The organism is Zoogloea sp. (assembly GCF_041911615.1).
Taxonomy (GTDB): Bacteria; Pseudomonadota; Gammaproteobacteria; order Burkholderiales; family Rhodocyclaceae; genus Zoogloea.
Window position 1 is genome coordinate 39,299 of sequence record NZ_JAYROR010000082.1, and the last position, 19,004, is coordinate 58,302.

The window sequence follows — 19,004 nt, forward strand, 5'->3', positions numbered from 1 at the left end:
CATGCTCGCCAAACGCATCATCCCCTGCCTCGACGTGAACGCCGGCCGCGTGGTCAAGGGCGTCAATTTCGTCGAACTTCGGGATGCCGGTGATCCAGTCGAAGTCGCCCGCCGCTACGACGAGCAGGGCGCCGACGAAATCACCTTCCTCGACATCACCGCCAGCTCGGACGCGCGCAACATCATCCTGCACGTGGTCGAGCAGGTCGCCGAGCAGGTCTTCATTCCCCTCACCGTCGGCGGTGGCGTGCGCACCGTCGACGACGTGCGGCGCCTGCTCAACGCCGGGGCCGACAAGGTCAGCATCAACACGGCGGCCGTCAATAACCCGCAAGTGGTGGCCGACGCCGCCCACAAGGTCGGCAGCCAGTGCATCGTCGTCGCCATCGACGCCAAGCAGGTCGCGCCGGGCAAGTGGGAAGTCTTCACCCACGGCGGGCGTAACCGAACCGGGCTGGACGCCGTCGAGTGGGCCCAGAAGGTGGCCGAGCTGGGCGCGGGCGAGATCCTCCTCACCAGCATGGACCGCGACGGCACCAAGAACGGCTTCGACCTCGGCCTGACCCGCGCGGTGTCCGACGCGATCACGATTCCGGTCATCGCCAGCGGTGGTGTCGGCAGCCTCGAGCACCTGGCCGACGGGGTGACCCAGGGCCGCGCCGACGCCGTGCTGGCCGCCAGCATTTTCCACTTCGGCGATCACACGGTGCGCGAGGCCAAGGCCTTGATGCGTGCCCGCGGGATCGAGGTACGCCTATGAACACGCCCGTTTCCAGCGCTTGGCTCGACGCACTCGCCTGGGACAAGGACGGGCTCATCCCCGCCATCGCCCAGGATGCCGACACCGGCGACGTGCTGATGTTCGCGTGGATGAACCGCGAAGCACTCGCCCGCACCGCCGAACTCGGCGAAGCCGTTTATTTTTCACGTTCCCGCGGCAAGCTGTGGCACAAGGGCGAGGAGTCCGGCCACACCCAGAAGATCCGCGAGATCCGCATCGACTGCGACAACGACGTGGTGCTTCTGAAGATCGAACAGGTGGGCGGGATTGCCTGTCACACCGGGCGGCGTAGCTGCTTCTTCCAGAAATACCTCGCGGACGGCCGCTGGGAGGCCGTCGATCCGGTTCTGAAAGACCCGAAGGAGATTTACAAATGATCGACATCGAAGTGCTGCACCGGGTGTCCGAGACCCTCGCCGCGCGCAAGGAAGCCAGCCCGGATTCGTCCTACGTGTCCAGCCTGTTCCACAAGGGCACCGACGCCATCTGCAAGAAGGTCGCCGAAGAGGCCGCCGAGACGATCATGGCCGCCAAGGACAAGGATTTGTTGCATGTGGTCTGGGAAGTCACCGACGTGTGGTTCCACACCATGGTGTTGCTGGCCCATTTCGGCCTGTCGGTCGATGATGTTCTTGCCGAGTTCCGTCGTCGCGAAGGCGTGTCGGGCATCGACGAGAAGAAGTCGCGCAGCGCAAACTAAGGATAAACGGGACGCTCATCCATGCAGGATTGTCTGTTCTGCCGTATCGTGCGCGGCGAGATTCCCGCCGCCAAGGTTTTCGAGGACGACGACGTGCTGGCCTTCAAGGACATCCAGCCGCAGCGTCCGGTTCATGTGCTGGTGATTCCCAAGAAGCACATCACGTCGCTGGCCCACGTCGGCGAGGCCGATGCGCCGGTGCTGGGGCGGATGCTCGCCGTGGCGAATCAGATTGCCGTCGATCAAGGAAGTCCCGACGGCTTTCGGTCCATCATCAACACTGGCCGCGTAGGCGGGCAGGAAGTCATGCATGTGCACATGCACATCGTAGGTGGGCAGGAGCCGGTCGGGCCGATGCTTAAACGGTAGTTTTCCAGGAGAGTTTCAATGGGTTCCTTCAGCATTTGGCACTGGCTGATCGTTCTGGTCATCGTGATGCTCGTGTTCGGCACGAAAAAGCTGCGCAACATCGGCCAGGATCTGGGCGGTGCGGTCAAAGGCTTCAAGGAGGGCATGCGCGAGGCCGAGGGCGAGTCCAGCCAGAAGATCGCCGAGGGTGGCAAGCAGACCATCGACGCAGAAGCGCGGGAAAAGAACAAGTCCTGATTCCGGTGCCGCTGCCGGCGCGGAAGGGGCGCATCGTGTCGCCCCTTTTTCGTTTGTGGTGTCGCCCGTTTCGACATTTTGCATAGTTAGGCGATCCGGATGTTCGATATCGGTTTTTCCGAACTCATAGTCATCGGCATCGTGGCCTTGCTGGTGCTCGGCCCGGAGCGGTTGCCCAAGGTGGCGCGCACCACCGGGCATCTGCTGGGACGGCTGCAGCGCTACGTCTCCGACGTGAAGTCGGACATCAATCGCGAGATGCAGCTCGACGAGCTCAAGAAGCTGCAGGAAGAGGCCCGCAAGTCCGCGATGGCCTTCGAATCCTCGGTGCGCAGCGAGATGGCGAGCGTCGAGAGCGGCGTGACCTCGTCGCTGCAGTCGGCCTCGGCTGCCGTCGCCGAACTCGAGAGCAGCCTCAAGCCCGCGCCGGAAGCCGCGGAGCCGTCGGTGACCGACGCGTCGGCCGAACTCGATCGCCAACTGGCGGCCGCCGACAGCCCGTCGTCAGCCGCGCCGGTCGCCGACGGCTCCGCCGCCGCGCCCGAGGTTCCTGAGAACCAGCTCGGCTTCGATTTCGGCCACCCGCCGCCCGAACCCAAGAAAACCCAGTCATGAGTGCCCAGGAAGATACCTTCATCTCCCACCTGGTCGAGCTTCGCGATCGCCTGCTGCGTTCGGTGGTGGCGATCGTGGTGGTGTTCGCGTGCCTGATGCCGTGGGCCGGCGACATCTACGACATCCTCGCGCATCCGATGATGCAGGCGCTGCCCGACGGCACCCGGATGATCGCCACCGGCGTGGTGACGCCGTTCTTCGTGCCGATGAAGGTCACCCTGCTGGTGGCCTTCGTGATCGCGCTGCCCTTCGTCCTCTACCAGGCCTGGTGCTTCATCGCCCCTGGCCTCTACGCCCACGAAAAGCGCCTGGGCCTGCCGCTGGTGATCGGCAGCACGGTGCTGTTCCTCGCCGGCATGGCGTTCTGCTACTTTTTCGTGTTCGGCACGGTGTTCAAGTTCATCGCCCAGTTTGCCCCGAAGAGCATCACGCCGGCCCCGGACATCGAGCAGTACCTGTCTTTCGTGATGTCGATGTTCCTGGCCTTCGGGATCACCTTCGAGGTGCCGGTGTTCGTGATCGTGCTGGTCAAGATGGGCGTCGTGGACGTCGCCAAGCTCAAGGAGGCGCGGCCTTACGTGATCGTCGGCGCCTTCGTGGTAGCGGCGGTGGTGACGCCGCCGGATGTGGTGTCGCAGCTGATGCTGGCGATTCCCATGTGCCTGCTCTACGAACTGGGCATTTTCCTGGCGCGCTTCGTGACCAAAACGCGCAGCGAGGCGGTGGCGGAGTAGCGTTCCGCAGGCGTGTGCGGGGATCTAAACAAGGCGTCCTGCGGGGCGCCTTTTTCGTATCCTGGCGGTGGAACTTTCGGTCGTCGCGGCCTGACTGACGGAAGTGCGCGATGCGGTGTGCGCCGTTCCCATTTCCCCTTCGTGAGGCGCCCATGAACAAGAACGCGTCCCTGATCCCCGACTGGCTCCACGACCGGCCCGGCGTGTACGACACCGGCGCAGGCTCCATCCGGACCGTCGAGGCCAACCCGGGTTTTCCCGGTATCCAGCGTGTGACCGTGCGCAGTTACAGCGGCCGGCCCGAGCACGATCGGCGCTATTTCCGCCTCAGTGCGGACCCGCAGCGGATTTTTGCGACCCTCGACGAAGCGCTCGCGGCACGCCCCGTGCGACTGACCTGAACTACATGCCGCCGTCGGCCCGGCGCAGCCGATCGGCGAGCGCGCGCATTACCAGCAGCGCGAAATCCGGCGCCTGACGCACCAGTGCGCTGAAGCGGCGCGCATCCACGGCGATGAACTCGCAGTCGACGCTCGCGGTGACCGTCGTGGCGCGTGGGCCGGGCGCGACGAGCGACATCTCCCCGACGACGTTGCCGGGTAGCAGGACTTCCACCAGGCGCTGGCCGACCGTGACGTCGGCCCTGCCCAGGATCAGTACGTACATTTCGCGGCCGTTGTCGCCCTCGGCGAACAGCGGCTGCCCGGCCGGCACGCGGAGGACGTCCGGGGCGTGGGAGAACAGTTCGAAGAAGAGCATGGCGGAGGGCGCTTCGGGCGGTTGGGATGGCCGCGCCTGGGGTGGTGCGGGCTGGGGGGCGCGATCGGGCTTCAGCAGGCTGAGGATCCACATGCCCACGAGGCTACGACGGGCGTGTGACACATTCGTGACGGGGGCGTGGCGGCGGAAAGGCGGGCTTTCATGTCAGAATCCGTCTTTGCGCCGGTGACCGGCCCGAGGAAAGAAAATGCAGGAAATGTTGTCCAGTCAGGCGTTCTGGATTGCGCTCGTCCAGATCGTCGGCATCGATATCGTGCTCTCCGGCGACAACGCGGTGGTGATCGCGCTGGCGGCCCGCGGCCTCGCGCCCGAGGATCGCCGGCGGGCGGTGATGTGGGGCAGCACGGCGGCGGTGGCGATGCGGGTGACGCTGACCGTCGTGGCGGCCGAACTGCTGCGCCTGCCGCTCCTGAAGGCGGCAGGGGCGCTGCTGCTGCTGTGGATCGCCATTCAACTGCTGGTGCCCGAGGACGAGGGCGAAGGCGAGGGCGGCGTGGCGGTGTCGGGCATGGCGGCGGCGATCAAGACGATCATGCTGGCCGACCTGGTGATGAGCATGGACAACGTGGTGGCGATTGCCGGCGCGTCGAAGGGCAGCCTGCTGTTGCTGATCTTCGGTCTCGGGTTGTCGATTCCGCTGGTGGTGTTTTCGAGCACTTTCCTGATGAAGGTGATGGAGCGTTTTCCCGTCGTCGTCACCGCGGGCGCCGCGCTACTCGGCTACGTGGCTGGCGAGATGTTGGTTTCCGACCTTTACCTGGGGCCGTGGGTGGATGCCCATGCGCCGTGGCTGCACACCGCGCTGCCGGTTGCCGGGGCGATATTCGTGGTGGCGGTGGGCAAGCTGCTCGCCAGCCGCGTCCGGGCCCGGGAAGCTGCGCGGGCTTCCCTCGAAATCGATCTCGGCGAGACGGCTCAGCCCGGCGCCGACACGCCGCGCTGAGCGGATGCGCAAAGGATGACCATGCCCAAGCTCTTGTTGCCCGTCGACGGCTCCGCCGTGTCGCTCCGCATGGCGGAGGCGCTGCCCCATCGCCTGGCGGGATATCCCCGGACGCCGGAGATTCACCTCCTCAACGTCCAGCGCCCGGTCAGCCACGACGTGGGACAGTTCGTGGACAAGCCGGCGTTGCAGGATTTTCACCGTCAGCAGGGCCTCGAAGCCCTCGCGGCGGCGCGCGCGCACCTCGAGGCCGCGGGCTTCGCGCCGGTGCCCCACGTGGTGATCGACGACCAGCCGGCCCAGGCCATCGTCCGTTTTGCCCGCGAACAGGCGGTGGACGAGATCGTCATGGGCAGCCATGGTCATGGCGCCGTCGTCGGCCTGCTGCTCGGCTCGGTGGCCCGCGAGGTGGTTCGCCTGGCCGACGTGCCGGTGACCCTCATCAAATAACGAATCCGGCCGTGCTGGCCCGAAAGGACCTTCCGTGAAGACCATCCTGGTGCTCAACGGCATCAATCTCAACATGTTCGGCAAGCGCGATCCGGCCCAGTACGGCACGGCGACGCTGGCCGAGATCGACGCCAGCGTGGTGGCGCTGGGCGAACAGCTCGGTGTGAAGGTCGAGTGCTTCCAGACCAACCACGAGGGCGAGATGGTCGAGCGCATTCATGCCGCCCACAACGAGGGGGTGGACGCGGTGGTCATCAACGCCGGAGCGTGGACCCACTACAGCTATGGCCTGCGTGACGCGCTGGCGATCCTCAAGGCGCCCGTCGTCGAGGTGCACATGTCGAACATCCACGCCCGCGAGGCGTTTCGCCACCAGTCGGTGCTGGCCGAGATCGCCAAGGGGCAGATCTGTGGATTCGGGCCCGACAGCTACCTGCTCGGGTTGCGGGCGGCGGTGAATCTGATCGCCTGATCCCGGCGCGGATCGGCCGCGACGGTTCAGGCTGCACCGACAGGCCGGCGCGCACGGGGAGACCCGTCCGCGCCGGCTTTTTTACCTTGGCGATCCGCTCAGGGGCGGGCCAGGAAGTCGAGCGCCAGGGCGGCGAGCGCGCGGGCGCCGACTGGCATCGCCTTCTCGTCGAAGTCGAAGTAGGGGCTGTGGTTGGGCGCGGCGGTGGCCGGCGTCTTGCCGTCGGGGGCCGCGCCGAGCACGACGTACATCCCGGGCACGGTGTTGGCGAACTCGGCGAAGTCCTCCGAGGCCATGAACTTGGAGGCCTCGCGGGCGGTGCCGCCACTGACCCGCGCCAGCACTGGAATCATCGACTGGGTGAGGGCCGCGTCGTTGATCGTCACCGGATAGCCGAAGGGGTCGAAGCTCACCTTGGCGCTGGCGCCATTGGCGGCGGCGGCCGATTCGGCGGCCTGGACGATGCGCTTCCGGGCGTCGGCGCGCATGCCTTCGTCGAAGGTGCGCAGGGTGCCGGCCATCTCGACGGTGGCGGGAATGATGTTGTCCCGGTTGCCGCCGTTGATCTGGCCGATGGACACCACCGCGGGTTCTTTGGTGATGTTGAGCTGGCGGCTCACCACCGTCTGCAGGGCAGTGATGACCTGGGCCGAGGCGACGATGGGGTCGACCCCGTTCCACGGGAAGCCGCCGTGGGTCTGCTTGCCGGTGACGGTGATGCGCACGGTGTCGCCGCTGGCGAACAGCGGACCGCTGCGGTAGCCGATCATGCCGGAGGGCAGGTTGGGAATGATGTGCACGGCGAAGGCGGCGTCGGGTTTCGGGTTCTCGAGGGCACCGGCGTCTACCATCGCCTTGGCGCCGACCGGCTTGCCGATGTCCTCGTGGCGGGAGCGGCCTTCCTCGGCGGGCTGGAAGATGAACTTGACGGTGCCGGGGATCTGCGCGCGCAGGCCGGCCAGCACTTCGGCCACGCCCATCAGCATGGCGGTGTGGCCATCGTGGCCGCAGGCGTGCATCACCGGCGATTCGACGCCCATGTTGATCTGCTTGGCCGTGGAGGCGAAGGGCACGCCGGATTGCTCGGCCACCGGCAGGGCGTCCATGTCGGCGCGCAGGGCGACGACCTTGCCCGGCTTGCCACCCTTGAGCAGCGCGACCACGCCGGTGCCGCCGACGCCGGTCTTCACCTCGAGGCCGAGCTGCTTCAGGTGATCGGCGACCAGCCTGGCAGTGCGCACTTCCTGGCCGGAGAGCTCGGGGTGCTGGTGGATGTCGCGGCGCCACGCGACCATGCGCGGCTGGATGGCGTCGAAGCGCGGGGTCAGGCTGTCGAGCAGCGCCGGGTCGGCGCTCTGGGCCGAGGCGAGGCCGGCGTGCGCCAGCAGGAGGGGGAGCGCGGCAAGACGGCACGCGCGGGGCAAGAGGTGTCTCATCCTGTTCTTCCTGAAGTGTTTTTTATCGACCGCGGCTGGGCGGAGCCCGGGTGGCGGCGAATGATGACATTTCCGGCCCGGGCCATGCAGCCCCGGGAAAACGCGTAGGCGGGGGGCTTCAGGCACCTGTCGCGCCCCGGCAGGCGAGGGCTTCGGCGCGCAGCCAGTCGGCCAGCAGGCGGACCTCGGGGCGCGGCTCGGTGGCGGCCTCGATCAGGTGGTAGGCGCGCAGCGAGGCGTGGCGGTAGGGGCTGGCGAGGGGCTGCAGGCGGCCGCTCGCCAGGTGCTCGGTGATCAGCACGCTGCGTCCGAGGGCGACGCCCTGGCCGGCGACTGCGGCGGCGATGAGCTGGTCGTAGTGGTTGAAGTGGAGCACGGCCTTGGGCTTGGCGTCGGGTACGCCGAGCTGCTTGAGCCAGATCGTCCAGTCGAGCCAGGGGTCGGGGCTGGGGTCGTCGTAGTTGAGCAAGATCAGGCGAGCGAAGTCGTCGGCGTCGGGCACCCGCGTGGCGAGTTCGCCGACCAGGGATGGTGCGCCCACCGGAAAGATGTCCTCGCCGAACAGGAAGTGGCTGGTGGCGGGCTGCTGCTCGGGCGGCACGTAGCGCAGGGCGAGGTCGATGCCTTCGCGCTCGATGTCCACCAGCCGGTTGTTGGCCGAGATGCGCACGTCCACCTCGGGGTGCTCGGCAAGGAAGCGGGACAGGCGCGGCACCAGCCACATGGCGGCGACGCCGATGGTGGTGGACAGCGTGACCGGCCGCCGCTGGTCGACGCGGATCGCCGCCACGGTGGCCGAGAGCTGGCGGAACACGTCCTGCACCGTGGCCAGCAGGCGCTCGCCGGCCGGCGTGAGTTCGAGGCGGCGGTGGTGGCGCGCGAAGAGGGCGACGCCGAGCTGTGCCTCGAGGCCCTGCACCTGGCGGCTGATCGCCGACTGGGTGAGGCACAGCTCGCTGGCGGCGAGGGTGAAGCTGAGGTGGCGGGCGGTGGCTTCGAAGCCCTGCAGCGGCGCCAGGAAAGCCAGTTGGCGGAGCGTGTTCTGCATGCGTTTTTCGCATTCGACGGATGAGGATTGAGCGTTTGCTTGTAAGCCTTGTGCCGTCAATAATCAAGTGGACGGCATCCGCTCGCGGGTGGCGTCGCGCGCGACATGGGCTGTCGAATGCATGCGCCGCATGACAAGAACGATCTGGAGACTGTTCATGAACGACGAAGACCGTCAGCGTCTGAAGGTGCTGGGCGCCGGCATCCTCGGGCTGCTGCTGTTCCTGGGGATCGCCCGCTTTTCATACACGCCGCTGTTGCCGCTGATGCGCGAGCAGGCTGGACTCGGGGTGAGTGCCGGTGGCTGGCTGGCGGCGGTGAATTACGCCGGTTACCTGTCGGGCGCGTTGCTCGCCGCGACGATCTCCGATCTGGCGCTCAAGGACCGTCTGTACCGCGCCAGCATGGTGCTGGCGGTGGCGAGCACGGTGCTGATGGGGCTCGGCGGCGGCGAGGGGGTGTGGGCGGTGTCGCGCTTCCTGGCCGGGCTGGCCACGGCCGGCGGCATGTTGCTGGGCTCGGGGCTGATCATGAACTGGCTGATGCGCAACCGGCATCGTGCGGAGCTGGGGATCCATTTTTCGGGCATCGGGCTGGGCATTGCCGGGGTGTCGGTGGCGGTGGCGCTGCTGAGCCTGTGGCTCGACTGGCGTGCGCAGTGGTTCGCCCTGGCGGCGCTGGGGGCGCTGGTGGCGGTGCCGGCGTGGCGCTGGCTGCCGCGGCCAGTGGTGACGCCGTTGGCGGGCGCCGGCGCGCACATGGAGGATCGGCCGCCGAGCCGCCTGTTCCTGTCGTTGCTGATGGGCGCCTACTTTTGTGCCGGCGCGGGCTTCGTGGTGAGCGCGACGTTCATGGTGGCCATTGTCAACGGCCTGCCGGGCATGGCGGGCAAGGGGGCGTGGGTGTTCCTGGTGGCGGGCATCGCGGCGGCGCCGGCGTGCGTCGTGTGGGATCTGATCGCCCGTCGCACCGGCCAGTTGCAGGCCTTGATGCTGGCGAGCGGGCTGCAGGCCTTCGGCATCCTGCTGCCGGTGATCGGCGACGGGCTGCTCGCGGCGATGGCCGGGGCGGTGCTGTTCGGCGGCACCTTTGCCGGCATCGTCAGCCTGGTGATGGCGATGGCGGGGCGCTTCTACCCGACCCGGCCGGCCAAGATGATGAGCAAGCTCACCGCGGCCTACGGGGTGGCGCAGATCGCGGCGCCGGCGATCACCGGGCTGCTGGCGGGGCCGAGCGGCAGCTACGCGGCGGGTTTCTTCCTGGCGTCGGGCGTGATGGCGGTCGGCGCCGCGCTGTTCGGGCTGTTGCGGCTGGTCGAAAGGCGCGGCGGCGCGACGCGGATGCCGCAGCCGCGCGTCGCCTGAACCGCGCGCCTCGTGCATCGCGGGCGCGCTCGGGGTAGGCTATGCCGCCCCGAGCGTCCGAACTGTCCTGCACGTCATGATCTTGTCCTGTTTCACCGCCGGCCGGCGGCCCTTCTCGCCGCTGGCCTCTGCTTTCCGAAGCTTCTCCCTGGCCGCCTTGCTGACGGCCTCCGGCTGGGCCGGCGCCGGCAACGGCGAGGCGTCGGCCGCGCTGCAATGGTTCGAGTCCGGCCGCCCGCGTAACGTGGCCTGGCAGGCGGTCGATGCCCTGCAGAAGGCGCCCGACGACGGGCTGGACCCGGACGATTACGACGCCGCCAGCCTGCGCAGCGTGCTCACCGCTCTCGAAGGCGGCACCAGCCTGCCCGACGCCGATCTGGCGGCCCTCGACGGGGCGTTGTCGTCGGCGATGCAGCGCTTCCTCGCCGATCTGCACGGCGGGCGGATTTCGCCACGGGCGATCCAGGCCAACTTTCCGTCCACCGCTGCTGACCGTTTCGACGCCGCCGCGGTGCTGCGCGAGGCGCTGGCCAATGGCCGGGTGCCCGATGCCGTCGCTGGCGCCGTGCCGGCCAACCCGTTCTACACCGGCCTGCGCCGCGCGTTGATCCGCTATCGGGCGATGGCCGACGATCCGGCGGTGAGCCGGCTGTGGCGCGCGCCCTTGCCGACCGCGCCGCGCAAGCTCGAACCGGGTCAGAGCTGGTCGGGCGTGCCGGCGCTGGCGGCGCGGCTGGCGGCGCTGGGCGACATGGCGCCGCAGGCGAGCCCGTCGTCGCGCTACGACGGCGCGGTGGTCGAGGGCGTGAAGGCCTTTCAGGTGCGCCACGGCATCGCCCCGGACGGCGTGCTGGGGCAGGACACGCTGGCGCGGCTGGAGGTGCCGCCGGCGGCGCGGGTGCGCCAGATCGGCCTCAACCTTGAGCGCCTGCGCTGGACGCCGCTGCTGCAGGCGTCGCGGATGATCTTCGTGAATGTGCCGGAGTTCGTGCTGCGGGCCTATTCGGTCGAGGGCAGCACGGTGACGGTGAGGCAGCAGATGAAGGTGATCGTCGGCAAGGCGCTCGATACGCGTACGCCGCTGTTCGCCGAGGACATGCGCTTCATCGAGTTCAGCCCCAACTGGAACGTGCCGCCGTCCATCGCCCAGGCCGAACTGGTGCCTCGCCTGCGTCGCGAGCCGGGCTACTTCGCGGCCCAGGGCTTCGAGTTCGTGGGCGGCGACGGGCGGGTGGTCGGCACGCTGAGCGACGAGAATCTGGATGCGGTGATGCGCGGCCAGCTGCGCATCCGCCAGCGGCCGGGGCCGAAGAACGCGCTGGGCGACATCAAGTTCGTGTTTCCGAACAACGACAACATCTACCTGCACCACACCCCGGCGCCGCAGCTGTTCGCGCGGACCCGGCGCGATTTCAGCCACGGCTGCATCCGCGTGGCGTCACCGGTGGAACTGGCGAAGTTCGTGCTGAAGGATCAGCCCGAGTGGACCGAGCAGCGCATCCGTGACGCGATGGAGAAGGGCAGCTCGGCGACCTTGCGTCTGCGCGAGCCGCTGCCGGTGGTGATCGCCTACGCCACCGCGCTGGCGAAGGGTGACGGCAAGGTCTATTTCTTCCAGGACATCTACGGTCAGGACGCGGTGCTCGATGCGGCACTGCGCCGGGCGGCGGGGCCGGCGCCGCGTGCCCGCGCCGCCGGAAAGACCACGGGGGCCGGCTTGCGGCCAGGCCCCCGTGGCTGACGCACCCCGCGCGGGGCGGGTCGCGCGGCTTACTGCTTGATCGCTTCGACCGGCAGGGTGATGGTCACTTCGTCGCCGACGTAGGGGGCGTACTTGCCCATGTTGAAGTCGGTGCGCTTGACGATGGCGGTGGCCGTGGCGCCGCAGGCGTCCTTCTTCAGCATCGGATGCGGCATGCACTGGAACGACTTGACGGTGAGGGTGACCGGCTTGGTGACGCCCTTGAGGGTCAGGTTGCCTTCCACCGACGCGACCTTGTCGCCGTCGAAGTTCACCTTGGTGGACTTGTAGGTGGCGGTCGGGTACTTGGCGGTGTCGAGGAAGTCCTCGCCCTGGATGTGCTGGTTGAACAGGCCGTAGCCGGTGTTCACCGAGGTGGTGTCGATGGTCACGTCCACCGAGCCGGTCTTGGCGGCGCGGTCGAGGGTGATGGTGCCGGTGGCCTTGTCGAAGCGCGACAGCTGCTGGGAGTAGCCCATGTGGTTGTACTCGAAGCGCGGCAGGGTGTGGGTGCCGTCGAGGGTGTAGGTCTCGGGGGCGGCAAAGGCGGCGCTGGACAGGGTGGCGGCGATGGCCAGGACGGTGAGCTTCTTCATGCTGTTTTCCTCTCGATTGGGGATGGGGTTTGGGGGTTGGGAGCGGGCTTACTTCTTGGGCGCGGCGACCGGCGCGGCCACCACGTGGAACTTGATCTCGATCTCGTTGGCGACGGCGGAAACGTCGGCCCACGGGCCTTCGCCGATGCCGTAGTCCATGCGTTTGAGCACGAAGGCGCCGTCGAAGACGCCGTTCGCCCCGTCCTGCTTGAAGGTGAAGGGGGCCACCACGTCGCGGGTCTGACCCTTGATGGTCATCTTGCCGACGGCCTCGTACTTGTTGCCGCCCAGCGCCTTGACGCCGGTGGACACGAACTTCGCGGTCGGGAAGGCCTTGACGTTGAACCACTGCTTGCCCACCACTTCGTCGTTGGCGTCCTTCGAGCCGGCGTCGATGCTGGCGAGGTCGATCTCGAGGGTGGTGCTCGCGGCGGTCGGCTTGGCCGGGTCGAAGCTGATCTGGCTGGTGAACTTCTTGAAGCTGCCCGGCACCGGCACGCCCATCTGCTTGGAGGTGAAGGCGAGACTGCTGCGGGCGGTGTCCACCTGCTTGAATTCGACGGCGTGGGCGGCACCGGCCAGCAGGAGGGCGGCGGCGGTGAGGGCGAGATGACGGGTTTGCATGGTTCTCTCCTGGGAATTCGGGGGGTTATTTGCCGAAGGGCAGCATCCGGCGCAGGGTGGCGTCCTTGTCGATGATCTGGTGCTTGAGGGCGCCGGCCACGTGCAGGCCGACGAGCAGCAGCAGGCCGAAGTTGAGCGCTTCGTGGACTTCCTTCAGCAGATCGCCGAGGCCTTCGTTCTTGGCCACCAGGTCGGGCAGCGGCAGCACGCCGAAATACACCACCTGGAAGCCCTTGGCCGAGCTCATCAGCCAGCCCGACAGGGGCACCAGCACCATCAGCAGGTAGAGCAGGTGGTGGGTGCCTTCAGCGATCTTGTGCTGCCACGCGGGCATCGGCAGCGGGGCCGGCGGGCGGTGGGTGATGCGCCACAGGATGCGCGGCACGAACAGCAGCAGCACGGTGATGCCGATCCACTTGTGGTACGAGTAGAGCTTGAGCTTGGTCGGCGACAGGGGCAGTTCGTGCATGTACGCGCCCAGCGGCCAGGCGGCGAGGATCAGCAGGGCGATGAGCCAGTGGGCGGCGATGGCGGGGCCGGTATAGCGGGGGGTGGTACGCATGGGGGTCAGTGCTCCGAGTTGTAGGCGGCCGGGCTGGCGTCTTGCCAGAGGTAGGCGTCCATGGCCAGACCGCCGTAGGTGTATTCCGGTTCCAGGCGCAGCGGTTTTTCGCCCGGATTGGCGGCGCCGAGGGCGACGAACAGCGGCAGCAGGTGTTCCTCGCTGGGATGCGCGGCGGCCCCGTGGGGCGCCTGCCGACGGTAGTCGAGCAGGGCTGCGCGGTCGTCGCGGGCAAGGGCGTCGCCGATCCAGTCGGCAAACGCGACGGCCTCGGGCAGCGGCTTGCCGTTCTGGCCCCAGGTGAGCCAGCCGAAGTTGTGGGTGACCGCGCCGGAGGCGAGGATCAGCACGCCCTCGTCGCGCAGCGGACGCAGCGCGGTGCCGATGCGGCGATGCCAGTCGGGGCCGGCGAAGGGCTGCAGGGCGAGCTGCACCACCGGCAGGTCGGCCGCCGGGTACATGGCCTTGAGCGGAATCCAGGCGCCGTGGTCGAGCCCGCGATCGGGCACCTCGGTGTTGGGCAGGCCGGACGCGGCGAGCAGTTCGCGGACGCGGGCGGCCAGGGCCGGGGCGCCCGGCGCCGGGTAGTTCATGCCGTACAGCGCGGCCGGAAAACCGCCGAAGTCGTGGATGGTTTCCGGCGTGCCGACGGTGCTGACGGTCGGCTCCTTCGCGGCCCAGTGGGCGGAGATCACCAGGATCGCCCGGGGGCGAGGCAGGCCGGCGCCGAGCTGTTCCCAGGCGCGCACGGTGGCGCCGGGATTCAGCAGCACGTCGGGGGCGCCGTGGGAGACGAAGAGAACGGGTTGTCGGCTCATGCGGGGACTCCTGGAAACGGTGTCGTTGGGATGTCGCGATGACATGGAGGCACTTTAGACTTTTGATTTGATCAAAAATAGCCTTTAATGAGCACTTCTTTGTTGCTGGATTTGAAACAATGGATCGACTGACTGCGATGGACGTCTTCGTCCGGGTGGCCGAAACCGGCAGCTTCACCGCGGTGGCCGAGCACCTGGGGCTGGCCCGCTCGATGGTGACGCGGCAGATCACCGGCCTGGAGGCGCACCTGGGCGTGAAGCTGATCGCCCGCAGCACGCGCAGCCTCAAGCTCACCGCCGAGGGCGAGGTGTACCTCGAGCGCTGCCGCGAGATCCTCGGCCTGGTGGGCGCCGCCGAGGGCGACTTGTCGGGGGGCGACCGGCGGCCGCGCGGCCCGATCCGCATCAGCGTGCCGGTCAGTTTCGGCGTCCGGCACCTGGCGCCGCTGGTGGCGGAGTTCGTCAATCTGTTTCCCGAGGTGAGCCTGGACGTGGATTTCAACGACCGTCAGGTGAACCTGATCGAGAGCGGCATCGACATGGCGGTGCGCATCACCGGCCAGCTCGACCCTGGTCTGGTGGCGCGCCGTCTGAGCACGTCGCGGATGCTGACTCTGGCCTCCCCGGACTACCTGGCGCGCCACGGTCGCCCCGACACGCCCCAGGCGCTGGCGGGCCACCACTGCCTCAATTACACCGGCACGCCGCGGTCGAGCTGGCCTTTCCGGATGGATGGCGAAACCGTGTGGGTGCCGGTCAAGGGGCGGCTCCACGCCAACAGCGGCGAGGCGCTGCTGGATGCCTGCCAGCGCGGGCTGGGGGTGTGCCGCCAGCCCAGTTTCATCGCCAGCCCGGCGGTGCGGGCCGGCTTGCTGGAGGTGATCCTGCCCGACTATCCGGGGCCGGAGGTGGGCATCTACGCGGTGTTCCCGAGCAACCGCTACCTGCCGACGCGGGTCCGCGCGCTGACCGACTTCCTGGCCGAGCAGCTCGGCCCGGTGCCGTCGTGGGATCAGGTCTGAGCGCCGGGTGCCGGGGCTGGCATCAGCGCAGCCACTGCACCAGGTAGGCCAGCCCCACCACCACCGCCACGCCGGTGGCCACCAGCACCGCGCCGGCGGCCACGTCCTTGGCTACGCCGATCTCCGGGTGCTGGCCGGGGTGGAGCAGGTCGGCGAGGGCTTCGATGGCGGTGTTCGCCATCTCGGCCACCAGCACCAGCCCCACCGCCAGCCCGACCAGCGCCCACCACAGGGGCGACGCACCGGTGGCGGCGAGGAACAGCGCCACGCCGAGGGCTGCCGCGCAGTGGGTGCGCAGGCTGCGTTCGCGCCGGAATGCGACGCGGATGCCGGCGAGCGCGTAGCCGAGGCGTCGGGAGAATCCTTGTCCTTTCATGGCGACGACTGTACGCCAAGCGGGCGAGGGCGGCCAGCGGCCCGGCTGGCATCGAATTTTTTGCGGATGCGTTAAAGAAATTCAATCCGGGTGCCGATATGCAAATCACTCCTCCATGCCCGAATCGGGCTTCGCGATGACCGCCGGAGAGGCCTCCTCCCGTTTCTGCTCGCCGGCGGTCACTTTTTTTCCCCGTTTAGCCCGCAAGCACCTCGAGTTCGATGTCGGTCGGCCTGTGTCAGATGCATTTCTTGGGCCGGTTTTGTGACGAACTGATAACTGGTGTGCGTTGGTGCACCTGACGGGGTGGGGGACTCTGCTAGAGTCGGTCGATTTGGTTCTCCCCGCAGACGCGTCGTGCGTCGTGCCGGGCGCAGTGGAAATCGAGCGGCATGAAAAAGACTCTCAAACTCTCCGTCCTGTGGCTGGCGCGCGCGGTGGGCCTGTTCCGGCTGTCCCGTCGCCTGACCCGTTCGAAGCTGCGCATCCTGTGCTACCACGGTGGCAACATCGGCGACGAGCGGCGCTTCAATCCGCTGCTGTTCTGCACCGCCGAGCACCTCGACGCCCGCGTGCGCTGGCTGCGCGACAGCGGGTTCTCGGTGGTGCCGCTCGACGCCGCGGTGGATGGTCTGGGGCGGCGCGAGGGGCGGCCGGCGCTGCCGGTGGTGATCACCTTCGACGACGGCTGGTATTCGACCTACCGCGAGCTGCTGCCGGTGCTGGCGCGCCATGGCGTGCCGTCCACGCTCTACCTGTGCACCGGCTACTTCGAGCGCGGGCAGCCGATTCCCCCGGTGGTGGTGAATTACCTGATCTGGAAGGCGGCCCGAGCGCAGGCGACGCTGGCGGGCTTCGGGGCCGGCATCGACGGCACCCACGACCTGCGCGACCGGGCCGCGACGCGGGCCTTGGTCGAGGCGCTGGTGGCGCATCTGGAAGGCATCGCCGACCCGGCGGCGAACCGCGCGGCCATCGAGCGTCTGGCGGTGGCGCTGGGCGTGGCGCCGGCCGATCTCGACCTGGCCTCGCGGCGCTTCGATTACGTGACGCCGGCCGAGTTGGCCGAGGTGCCGGGCATGGGCTGCACCGTCGAGCTGCACGGCCATGTCCACCTCTATCCCGTCGGCGATCCCCGACGCCTGCAGGCCGATCTGGCTGAGTGCGCCCGGGCGATCCGCGCCCAGGGGCTGCCCGAGGCGCGTCACTACTGTTACCCGAGCGGCGATTACGACGAGAACAGCCACGCCGCGCTGGCGGCCATCGGCGTCAAGTCGGCCACGACCTGCGTGCCGGGGCTCATTGACGTGGCCAGCGGGCGGGCGCTGTCCTACCTGCCGCGCTTCCTTGATGGCGAGCGCATCCATCCGCTCGAATTCCAGGCGGAAATGAGCGGTTTTTCGGACTTCCTGAAAACCCTCGCCGGCCGTCACTGAGGCCCGCGACCGGCGTTGCCGGTCAGGGCTGCAGGTAGAGCGTTTCCTTGATCTCGGCCATCACCACCTGGCTGCGGCATTCGGCGATCGGCGGCAGCGCGGCGTGGAGCGCGCCGAGCAGCGTCGGGTAGTCGCCGGTGGCGGCGAGGCGGGCCTTCACGAGGTAGTCGAAATCCCCCGCGACGAGGTGCGCCTCGACGATGCCGTCCATCGTGCCGAGGGCGCGTCGGGCGCTCTCGAGGATCTCGGGCGACTTGCCGGCGAGGCGGATCTGCAGGAAGACCAGCACCGGCCTTTCGAGGGCGTGGGGATTCACCCGCGCGTGGTAGCCGGCGATGATGCCCTCGCGCTCCATGCGGCGCACGCGTTCGGTGCATGGGGTGGCGGACAGCCCGACCAGATTGGCGAGGTCGGTCATGGTGACGCGGCCGTCGTGCTGGAGGGCTTCGAGGATCTTGCGGTCGATGGGGTCGAGGGGGCGCATGTCGCTGGCTGAGGTGAGGTGGCTGGCTGGGTCGATGGAAGCGGGAACGGGGCGGCGGAGGCCGCCCCGCGCGGAGCCGGTGTGCGGTCAGCGGCGCTTGAAGGCGGGCGCGTCGGCCGGCGGCATGCCGCGGCGAGGGCCGTTGGCTTCGAAATCGGCCTTCATCTCGTCGGCCTTCTTGCGCTGCTCGGGGGTGAGCAGCTGGTAGATCTGATTGGCGCTGGCGGCGCGCATCTGGGCGATCTGGGCCATGGCCTGGGCGCCGCTCTCGCTGAGGGCCTTGACCTTGGCTTCGTCGTAGCCGGACGAGAAGGTGAGGGCGCGGATGTCGGCGTGGGCCTTGCGCACCTCCTTGGCCTTGTCGCGCAGCGCCGGAGCCTGCTCGTGCATGATCTTGAAGATCTGGTCGCGCTGGGCCTCGGTGAGTTTGAGGTCGCGCATGAACGGCGGCATCGGACCCATGCCGTCGAAGTGGCCCATCGGCCCCATGCCGCCCATCTCGCCGCGCATCATCGCGTGGGGGCCGAACTGGCCGTCGCAGTGAGCGCCGTCGCGCGCCTGGGCGATCATCGGTACGGCCGCGGCGAGGCCGGCGGCGAGGGTCAGCGGAAGCAGGAGGTGTTTGCGGAGCTTCATGGCGATTTCCTTGTCGAGTGTCGGTGGGTGGATCGGGCGGCACGCGGCGCGTCCCGATGACTGAAACTTTCGCACTGGTGGGCGTTAATGGGCGTTATCCGCAGGTAAATGCGGGTAAAGGGCGAGCCCCGGCTGGGACGGGCGGCCGCCTCGCGGGGCGGGCTTTTCGGCCTGCCGGGCGTCGCGCAGGGTTTTCAGGCGCGCTTCGGCGAGCTGGTAGTCGGGGCTGTCGAAGGTGGCGGTGTCGCGCACCGCCTTGAGGGCGAGTTCGAGCTGTTCCTCGGCCGCCCGGGGGTTGCCGTCGAGGGCGTACAGCTCGCCCTGGTGGTAGTGGGACTTGAACGGGTTGCCGAGGGCTGCCCATGCCTCGGCGGCGCTCTGGTGCAGCGCGCGGTCGGCCGGATGGCGTTCGAGGGCCGCTTCGGCGAAACGGGCCGCGCCGGCGGCGTCGCCGCGCTTGAGGCGCAGGCGCGGGTAGTCGTAGAGGAGCTGCAGGTAGTCGGGGTAGCGCCGCAGCGCCGCGTCGTAGCGGGACTGGGCGGCGTCGAGCTGGCCGGATTGCATCAGCACCTGGCCGGCGAGGGCTTCGAGCATCGGATGGCGCAGGCCGTCCCGTTCGAGCTGGGCGATGCTGGCGCCCGCCGCGGCGTAGTCGCCGGCGCGCAGCTCGGCGGCGGCGAGCCCGTAGCGGGTCGCGTTGCGGTCGCGGTAGCGGCCGTCGGCGAGTTCGCCGGCGAAGCGCGCGACCGCCTCGTGCGGGGTGCCGGCGTAGCTGCGCACG

General features: G+C 68.6%; 26 protein-coding genes. 15 read left to right on the top strand and 11 right to left on the bottom strand.

Annotated elements, in window-relative coordinates; genetic code table 11:
* Position 1: 1 nt before the first annotated feature.
* The 8 genes from hisF (at position 2) to ACE3P2_RS09880 (ending at position 3,837) form a co-directional block, all read left to right on the top strand.
* The gene (gene hisF / locus ACE3P2_RS09845; protein ID WP_374263912.1) at positions 2 to 760 is read left to right on the top strand and encodes an imidazole glycerol phosphate synthase subunit HisF; all 759 of its coding nucleotides are present in this window, start codon (positions 2 to 4) and stop codon (positions 758 to 760) included.
* A complete protein-coding gene (gene hisI / locus ACE3P2_RS09850) occupies positions 757 to 1,158 on the top strand; it encodes a phosphoribosyl-AMP cyclohydrolase (protein WP_374263914.1) in 402 nt (133 codons plus the stop codon). The genes hisF and hisI overlap by 4 nt, the downstream gene beginning before the upstream one ends.
* Positions 1,155 to 1,481, top strand: a complete 327-nt coding sequence (locus ACE3P2_RS09855; RefSeq protein ID WP_374263916.1) for a phosphoribosyl-ATP diphosphatase — start codon at positions 1,155 to 1,157, stop codon at positions 1,479 to 1,481. Before hisI ends, ACE3P2_RS09855 begins: the two co-directional genes overlap by 4 nt.
* A gap of 21 nt (positions 1,482 to 1,502) precedes the next feature.
* Positions 1,503 to 1,850 carry a histidine triad nucleotide-binding protein gene (locus tag ACE3P2_RS09860; RefSeq protein WP_374263918.1) on the top strand — a complete coding sequence of 116 codons (348 nt, stop codon included), beginning with the start codon at positions 1,503 to 1,505 and terminating at the stop codon, positions 1,848 to 1,850.
* A gap of 18 nt (positions 1,851 to 1,868) precedes the next feature.
* Complete coding sequence (tatA, locus tag ACE3P2_RS09865; protein WP_374263920.1) at positions 1,869 to 2,087, top strand: Sec-independent protein translocase subunit TatA; 219 nt, start codon at positions 1,869 to 1,871, stop codon at positions 2,085 to 2,087.
* Positions 2,088 to 2,186: 99 nt separating this feature from the next.
* Entirely contained in the window at positions 2,187 to 2,702 is a 516-nt protein-coding gene (gene tatB / locus ACE3P2_RS09870) for a Sec-independent protein translocase protein TatB (protein WP_374263922.1), read from the top strand.
* Positions 2,699 to 3,436 carry a twin-arginine translocase subunit TatC gene (gene tatC, locus ACE3P2_RS09875; protein WP_374263924.1) on the top strand — a complete coding sequence of 246 codons (738 nt, stop codon included), beginning with the start codon at positions 2,699 to 2,701 and terminating at the stop codon, positions 3,434 to 3,436. Before tatB ends, tatC begins: the two co-directional genes overlap by 4 nt.
* Positions 3,437 to 3,588: 152 nt before the next feature.
* On the top strand, positions 3,589 to 3,837 hold the full coding sequence (locus ACE3P2_RS09880; protein WP_374263926.1) for a hypothetical protein: 249 nt from the start codon (positions 3,589 to 3,591) through the stop codon (positions 3,835 to 3,837).
* A 1-nt stretch (position 3,838) separates the two neighbouring features.
* On the opposite strand, the gene ACE3P2_RS09885 is transcribed toward ACE3P2_RS09880, so the two are convergent.
* On the bottom strand, positions 3,839 to 4,195 hold the full coding sequence (locus ACE3P2_RS09885; RefSeq protein ID WP_374263927.1) for a Crp/Fnr family transcriptional regulator: 357 nt from the start codon (positions 4,193 to 4,195) through the stop codon (positions 3,839 to 3,841).
* A gap of 208 nt (positions 4,196 to 4,403) precedes the next feature.
* On the opposite strand from ACE3P2_RS09885, the gene ACE3P2_RS09890 reads away from it, so the two are divergent.
* The 3 genes from ACE3P2_RS09890 to aroQ are packed head-to-tail and all read left to right on the top strand — an operon-like array spanning position 4,404 to position 6,081.
* Positions 4,404 to 5,159: a YjbE family putative metal transport protein gene (locus ACE3P2_RS09890; RefSeq protein WP_374263929.1), complete on the top strand. Its 756-nt coding sequence runs from the start codon at positions 4,404 to 4,406 to the stop codon at positions 5,157 to 5,159.
* Between the two features lie 15 nt (positions 5,160 to 5,174).
* A complete protein-coding gene (locus ACE3P2_RS09895; RefSeq protein ID WP_374263931.1) occupies positions 5,175 to 5,609 on the top strand; it encodes a universal stress protein in 435 nt (144 codons plus the stop codon).
* Between the two features lie 34 nt (positions 5,610 to 5,643).
* Positions 5,644 to 6,081 carry a type II 3-dehydroquinate dehydratase gene (gene aroQ, locus ACE3P2_RS09900; protein ID WP_374263933.1) on the top strand — a complete coding sequence of 146 codons (438 nt, stop codon included), beginning with the start codon at positions 5,644 to 5,646 and terminating at the stop codon, positions 6,079 to 6,081.
* 98 nt (positions 6,082 to 6,179) lie between these two features.
* Here the strand turns inward: aroQ and ACE3P2_RS09905 are convergent, their stop codons facing one another.
* Both ACE3P2_RS09905 and ACE3P2_RS09910 read right to left on the bottom strand, forming a co-directional pair.
* On the bottom strand, positions 6,180 to 7,517 hold the full coding sequence (locus tag ACE3P2_RS09905) for an amidohydrolase (RefSeq protein ID WP_374263934.1): 1,338 nt from the start codon (positions 7,515 to 7,517) through the stop codon (positions 6,180 to 6,182).
* 118 nt (positions 7,518 to 7,635) lie between these two features.
* The gene (locus tag ACE3P2_RS09910; RefSeq protein WP_374263936.1) at positions 7,636 to 8,565 is read right to left on the bottom strand and encodes a LysR substrate-binding domain-containing protein; all 930 of its coding nucleotides are present in this window, start codon (positions 8,563 to 8,565) and stop codon (positions 7,636 to 7,638) included.
* A gap of 157 nt (positions 8,566 to 8,722) precedes the next feature.
* Here ACE3P2_RS09910 and ACE3P2_RS09915 point away from each other — a divergent pair, with 157 nt between their 5' ends.
* Together ACE3P2_RS09915 and ACE3P2_RS09920 are read left to right on the top strand one after the other, a co-directional pair.
* Positions 8,723 to 9,928: a YbfB/YjiJ family MFS transporter gene (locus tag ACE3P2_RS09915; RefSeq protein WP_374263938.1), complete on the top strand. Its 1,206-nt coding sequence runs from the start codon at positions 8,723 to 8,725 to the stop codon at positions 9,926 to 9,928.
* Positions 9,929 to 10,004: 76 nt separating this feature from the next.
* Positions 10,005 to 11,669, top strand: coding sequence for a murein L,D-transpeptidase (locus ACE3P2_RS09920; protein WP_374263940.1), 1,665 nt, complete (start codon positions 10,005 to 10,007; stop codon positions 11,667 to 11,669).
* A gap of 29 nt (positions 11,670 to 11,698) precedes the next feature.
* On the opposite strand, the gene ACE3P2_RS09925 is transcribed toward ACE3P2_RS09920, so the two are convergent.
* From ACE3P2_RS09925 to ACE3P2_RS09940, 4 genes are read right to left on the bottom strand one after another with little or no spacing between them, the layout of a single operon-like run.
* Positions 11,699 to 12,265 carry a YceI family protein gene (locus ACE3P2_RS09925; RefSeq protein ID WP_374263942.1) on the bottom strand — a complete coding sequence of 189 codons (567 nt, stop codon included), beginning with the start codon at positions 12,263 to 12,265 and terminating at the stop codon, positions 11,699 to 11,701.
* A gap of 48 nt (positions 12,266 to 12,313) precedes the next feature.
* Positions 12,314 to 12,889 (bottom strand): YceI family protein, encoded by a 576-nt coding sequence (locus ACE3P2_RS09930; RefSeq protein WP_374263944.1) that lies wholly within the window; start codon positions 12,887 to 12,889, stop codon positions 12,314 to 12,316.
* A gap of 25 nt (positions 12,890 to 12,914) precedes the next feature.
* On the bottom strand, positions 12,915 to 13,451 hold the full coding sequence (locus ACE3P2_RS09935) for a cytochrome b (RefSeq protein ID WP_374263945.1): 537 nt from the start codon (positions 13,449 to 13,451) through the stop codon (positions 12,915 to 12,917).
* A gap of 5 nt (positions 13,452 to 13,456) precedes the next feature.
* Positions 13,457 to 14,269, bottom strand: a complete 813-nt coding sequence (locus tag ACE3P2_RS09940; protein WP_374263947.1) for a dioxygenase — start codon at positions 14,267 to 14,269, stop codon at positions 13,457 to 13,459.
* A 119-nt stretch (positions 14,270 to 14,388) separates the two neighbouring features.
* Between ACE3P2_RS09940 and ACE3P2_RS09945 the strand changes: the two genes are divergently transcribed.
* Positions 14,389 to 15,291, top strand: a complete 903-nt coding sequence (locus ACE3P2_RS09945) for a LysR family transcriptional regulator (RefSeq protein ID WP_374263949.1) — start codon at positions 14,389 to 14,391, stop codon at positions 15,289 to 15,291.
* Positions 15,292 to 15,313: 22 nt separating this feature from the next.
* Here ACE3P2_RS09945 and ACE3P2_RS09950 read toward each other — a convergent pair whose 3' ends face one another.
* Positions 15,314 to 15,667 carry a diacylglycerol kinase gene (locus ACE3P2_RS09950; RefSeq protein ID WP_374263951.1) on the bottom strand — a complete coding sequence of 118 codons (354 nt, stop codon included), beginning with the start codon at positions 15,665 to 15,667 and terminating at the stop codon, positions 15,314 to 15,316.
* Positions 15,668 to 16,059: 392 nt separating this feature from the next.
* On the opposite strand from ACE3P2_RS09950, the gene ACE3P2_RS09955 reads away from it, so the two are divergent.
* On the top strand, positions 16,060 to 17,103 hold the full coding sequence (locus ACE3P2_RS09955; protein ID WP_374263953.1) for a polysaccharide deacetylase family protein: 1,044 nt from the start codon (positions 16,060 to 16,062) through the stop codon (positions 17,101 to 17,103).
* Positions 17,104 to 17,125: 22 nt separating this feature from the next.
* On the opposite strand, the gene ACE3P2_RS09960 is transcribed toward ACE3P2_RS09955, so the two are convergent.
* The 3 genes from ACE3P2_RS09960 to ACE3P2_RS09970 form a co-directional block, all read right to left on the bottom strand.
* Positions 17,126 to 17,587, bottom strand: a complete 462-nt coding sequence (locus tag ACE3P2_RS09960; protein ID WP_374263955.1) for a winged helix-turn-helix transcriptional regulator — start codon at positions 17,585 to 17,587, stop codon at positions 17,126 to 17,128.
* A gap of 87 nt (positions 17,588 to 17,674) precedes the next feature.
* Positions 17,675 to 18,223: a Spy/CpxP family protein refolding chaperone gene (locus tag ACE3P2_RS09965; protein ID WP_374263957.1), complete on the bottom strand. Its 549-nt coding sequence runs from the start codon at positions 18,221 to 18,223 to the stop codon at positions 17,675 to 17,677.
* An 84-nt stretch (positions 18,224 to 18,307) separates the two neighbouring features.
* Positions 18,308 to 19,004 (bottom strand): hypothetical protein (locus ACE3P2_RS09970; protein WP_374263959.1); only part of this gene is annotated, 697 nt, incomplete at its 5' end.

Coding starts and splice junctions, on each gene's coding strand:
- ACE3P2_RS09960 (WP_374263955.1), bottom strand. CDS start 17,587: ATGCGCCCCCTCGACCCCATCGACCGCAAGATCCTCGAAGCCCTCCAG.
- ACE3P2_RS09950 (WP_374263951.1), bottom strand. CDS start 15,667: ATGAAAGGACAAGGATTCTCCCGACGCCTCGGCTACGCGCTCGCCGGC.
- ACE3P2_RS09880 (WP_374263926.1), top strand. CDS start 3,589: ATGAACAAGAACGCGTCCCTGATCCCCGACTGGCTCCACGACCGGCCC.
- tatC (WP_374263924.1), top strand. CDS start 2,699: ATGAGTGCCCAGGAAGATACCTTCATCTCCCACCTGGTCGAGCTTCGC.
- ACE3P2_RS09890 (WP_374263929.1), top strand. CDS start 4,404: ATGCAGGAAATGTTGTCCAGTCAGGCGTTCTGGATTGCGCTCGTCCAG.
- ACE3P2_RS09955 (WP_374263953.1), top strand. CDS start 16,060: ATGAAAAAGACTCTCAAACTCTCCGTCCTGTGGCTGGCGCGCGCGGTG.
- ACE3P2_RS09920 (WP_374263940.1), top strand. CDS start 10,005: ATGATCTTGTCCTGTTTCACCGCCGGCCGGCGGCCCTTCTCGCCGCTG.
- ACE3P2_RS09940 (WP_374263947.1), bottom strand. CDS start 14,269: ATGAGCCGACAACCCGTTCTCTTCGTCTCCCACGGCGCCCCCGACGTG.
- ACE3P2_RS09945 (WP_374263949.1), top strand. CDS start 14,389: ATGGATCGACTGACTGCGATGGACGTCTTCGTCCGGGTGGCCGAAACC.
- ACE3P2_RS09885 (WP_374263927.1), bottom strand. CDS start 4,195: ATGCTCTTCTTCGAACTGTTCTCCCACGCCCCGGACGTCCTCCGCGTG.
- ACE3P2_RS09905 (WP_374263934.1), bottom strand. CDS start 7,517: ATGAGACACCTCTTGCCCCGCGCGTGCCGTCTTGCCGCGCTCCCCCTC.
- ACE3P2_RS09855 (WP_374263916.1), top strand. CDS start 1,155: ATGATCGACATCGAAGTGCTGCACCGGGTGTCCGAGACCCTCGCCGCG.
- ACE3P2_RS09915 (WP_374263938.1), top strand. CDS start 8,723: ATGAACGACGAAGACCGTCAGCGTCTGAAGGTGCTGGGCGCCGGCATC.
- ACE3P2_RS09935 (WP_374263945.1), bottom strand. CDS start 13,451: ATGCGTACCACCCCCCGCTATACCGGCCCCGCCATCGCCGCCCACTGG.
- ACE3P2_RS09895 (WP_374263931.1), top strand. CDS start 5,175: ATGACCATGCCCAAGCTCTTGTTGCCCGTCGACGGCTCCGCCGTGTCG.
- ACE3P2_RS09910 (WP_374263936.1), bottom strand. CDS start 8,565: ATGCAGAACACGCTCCGCCAACTGGCTTTCCTGGCGCCGCTGCAGGGC.
- ACE3P2_RS09930 (WP_374263944.1), bottom strand. CDS start 12,889: ATGCAAACCCGTCATCTCGCCCTCACCGCCGCCGCCCTCCTGCTGGCC.
- ACE3P2_RS09860 (WP_374263918.1), top strand. CDS start 1,503: ATGCAGGATTGTCTGTTCTGCCGTATCGTGCGCGGCGAGATTCCCGCC.
- ACE3P2_RS09925 (WP_374263942.1), bottom strand. CDS start 12,265: ATGAAGAAGCTCACCGTCCTGGCCATCGCCGCCACCCTGTCCAGCGCC.
- ACE3P2_RS09965 (WP_374263957.1), bottom strand. CDS start 18,223: ATGAAGCTCCGCAAACACCTCCTGCTTCCGCTGACCCTCGCCGCCGGC.
- tatA (WP_374263920.1), top strand. CDS start 1,869: ATGGGTTCCTTCAGCATTTGGCACTGGCTGATCGTTCTGGTCATCGTG.
- tatB (WP_374263922.1), top strand. CDS start 2,187: ATGTTCGATATCGGTTTTTCCGAACTCATAGTCATCGGCATCGTGGCC.
- hisI (WP_374263914.1), top strand. CDS start 757: ATGAACACGCCCGTTTCCAGCGCTTGGCTCGACGCACTCGCCTGGGAC.
- hisF (WP_374263912.1), top strand. CDS start 2: ATGCTCGCCAAACGCATCATCCCCTGCCTCGACGTGAACGCCGGCCGC.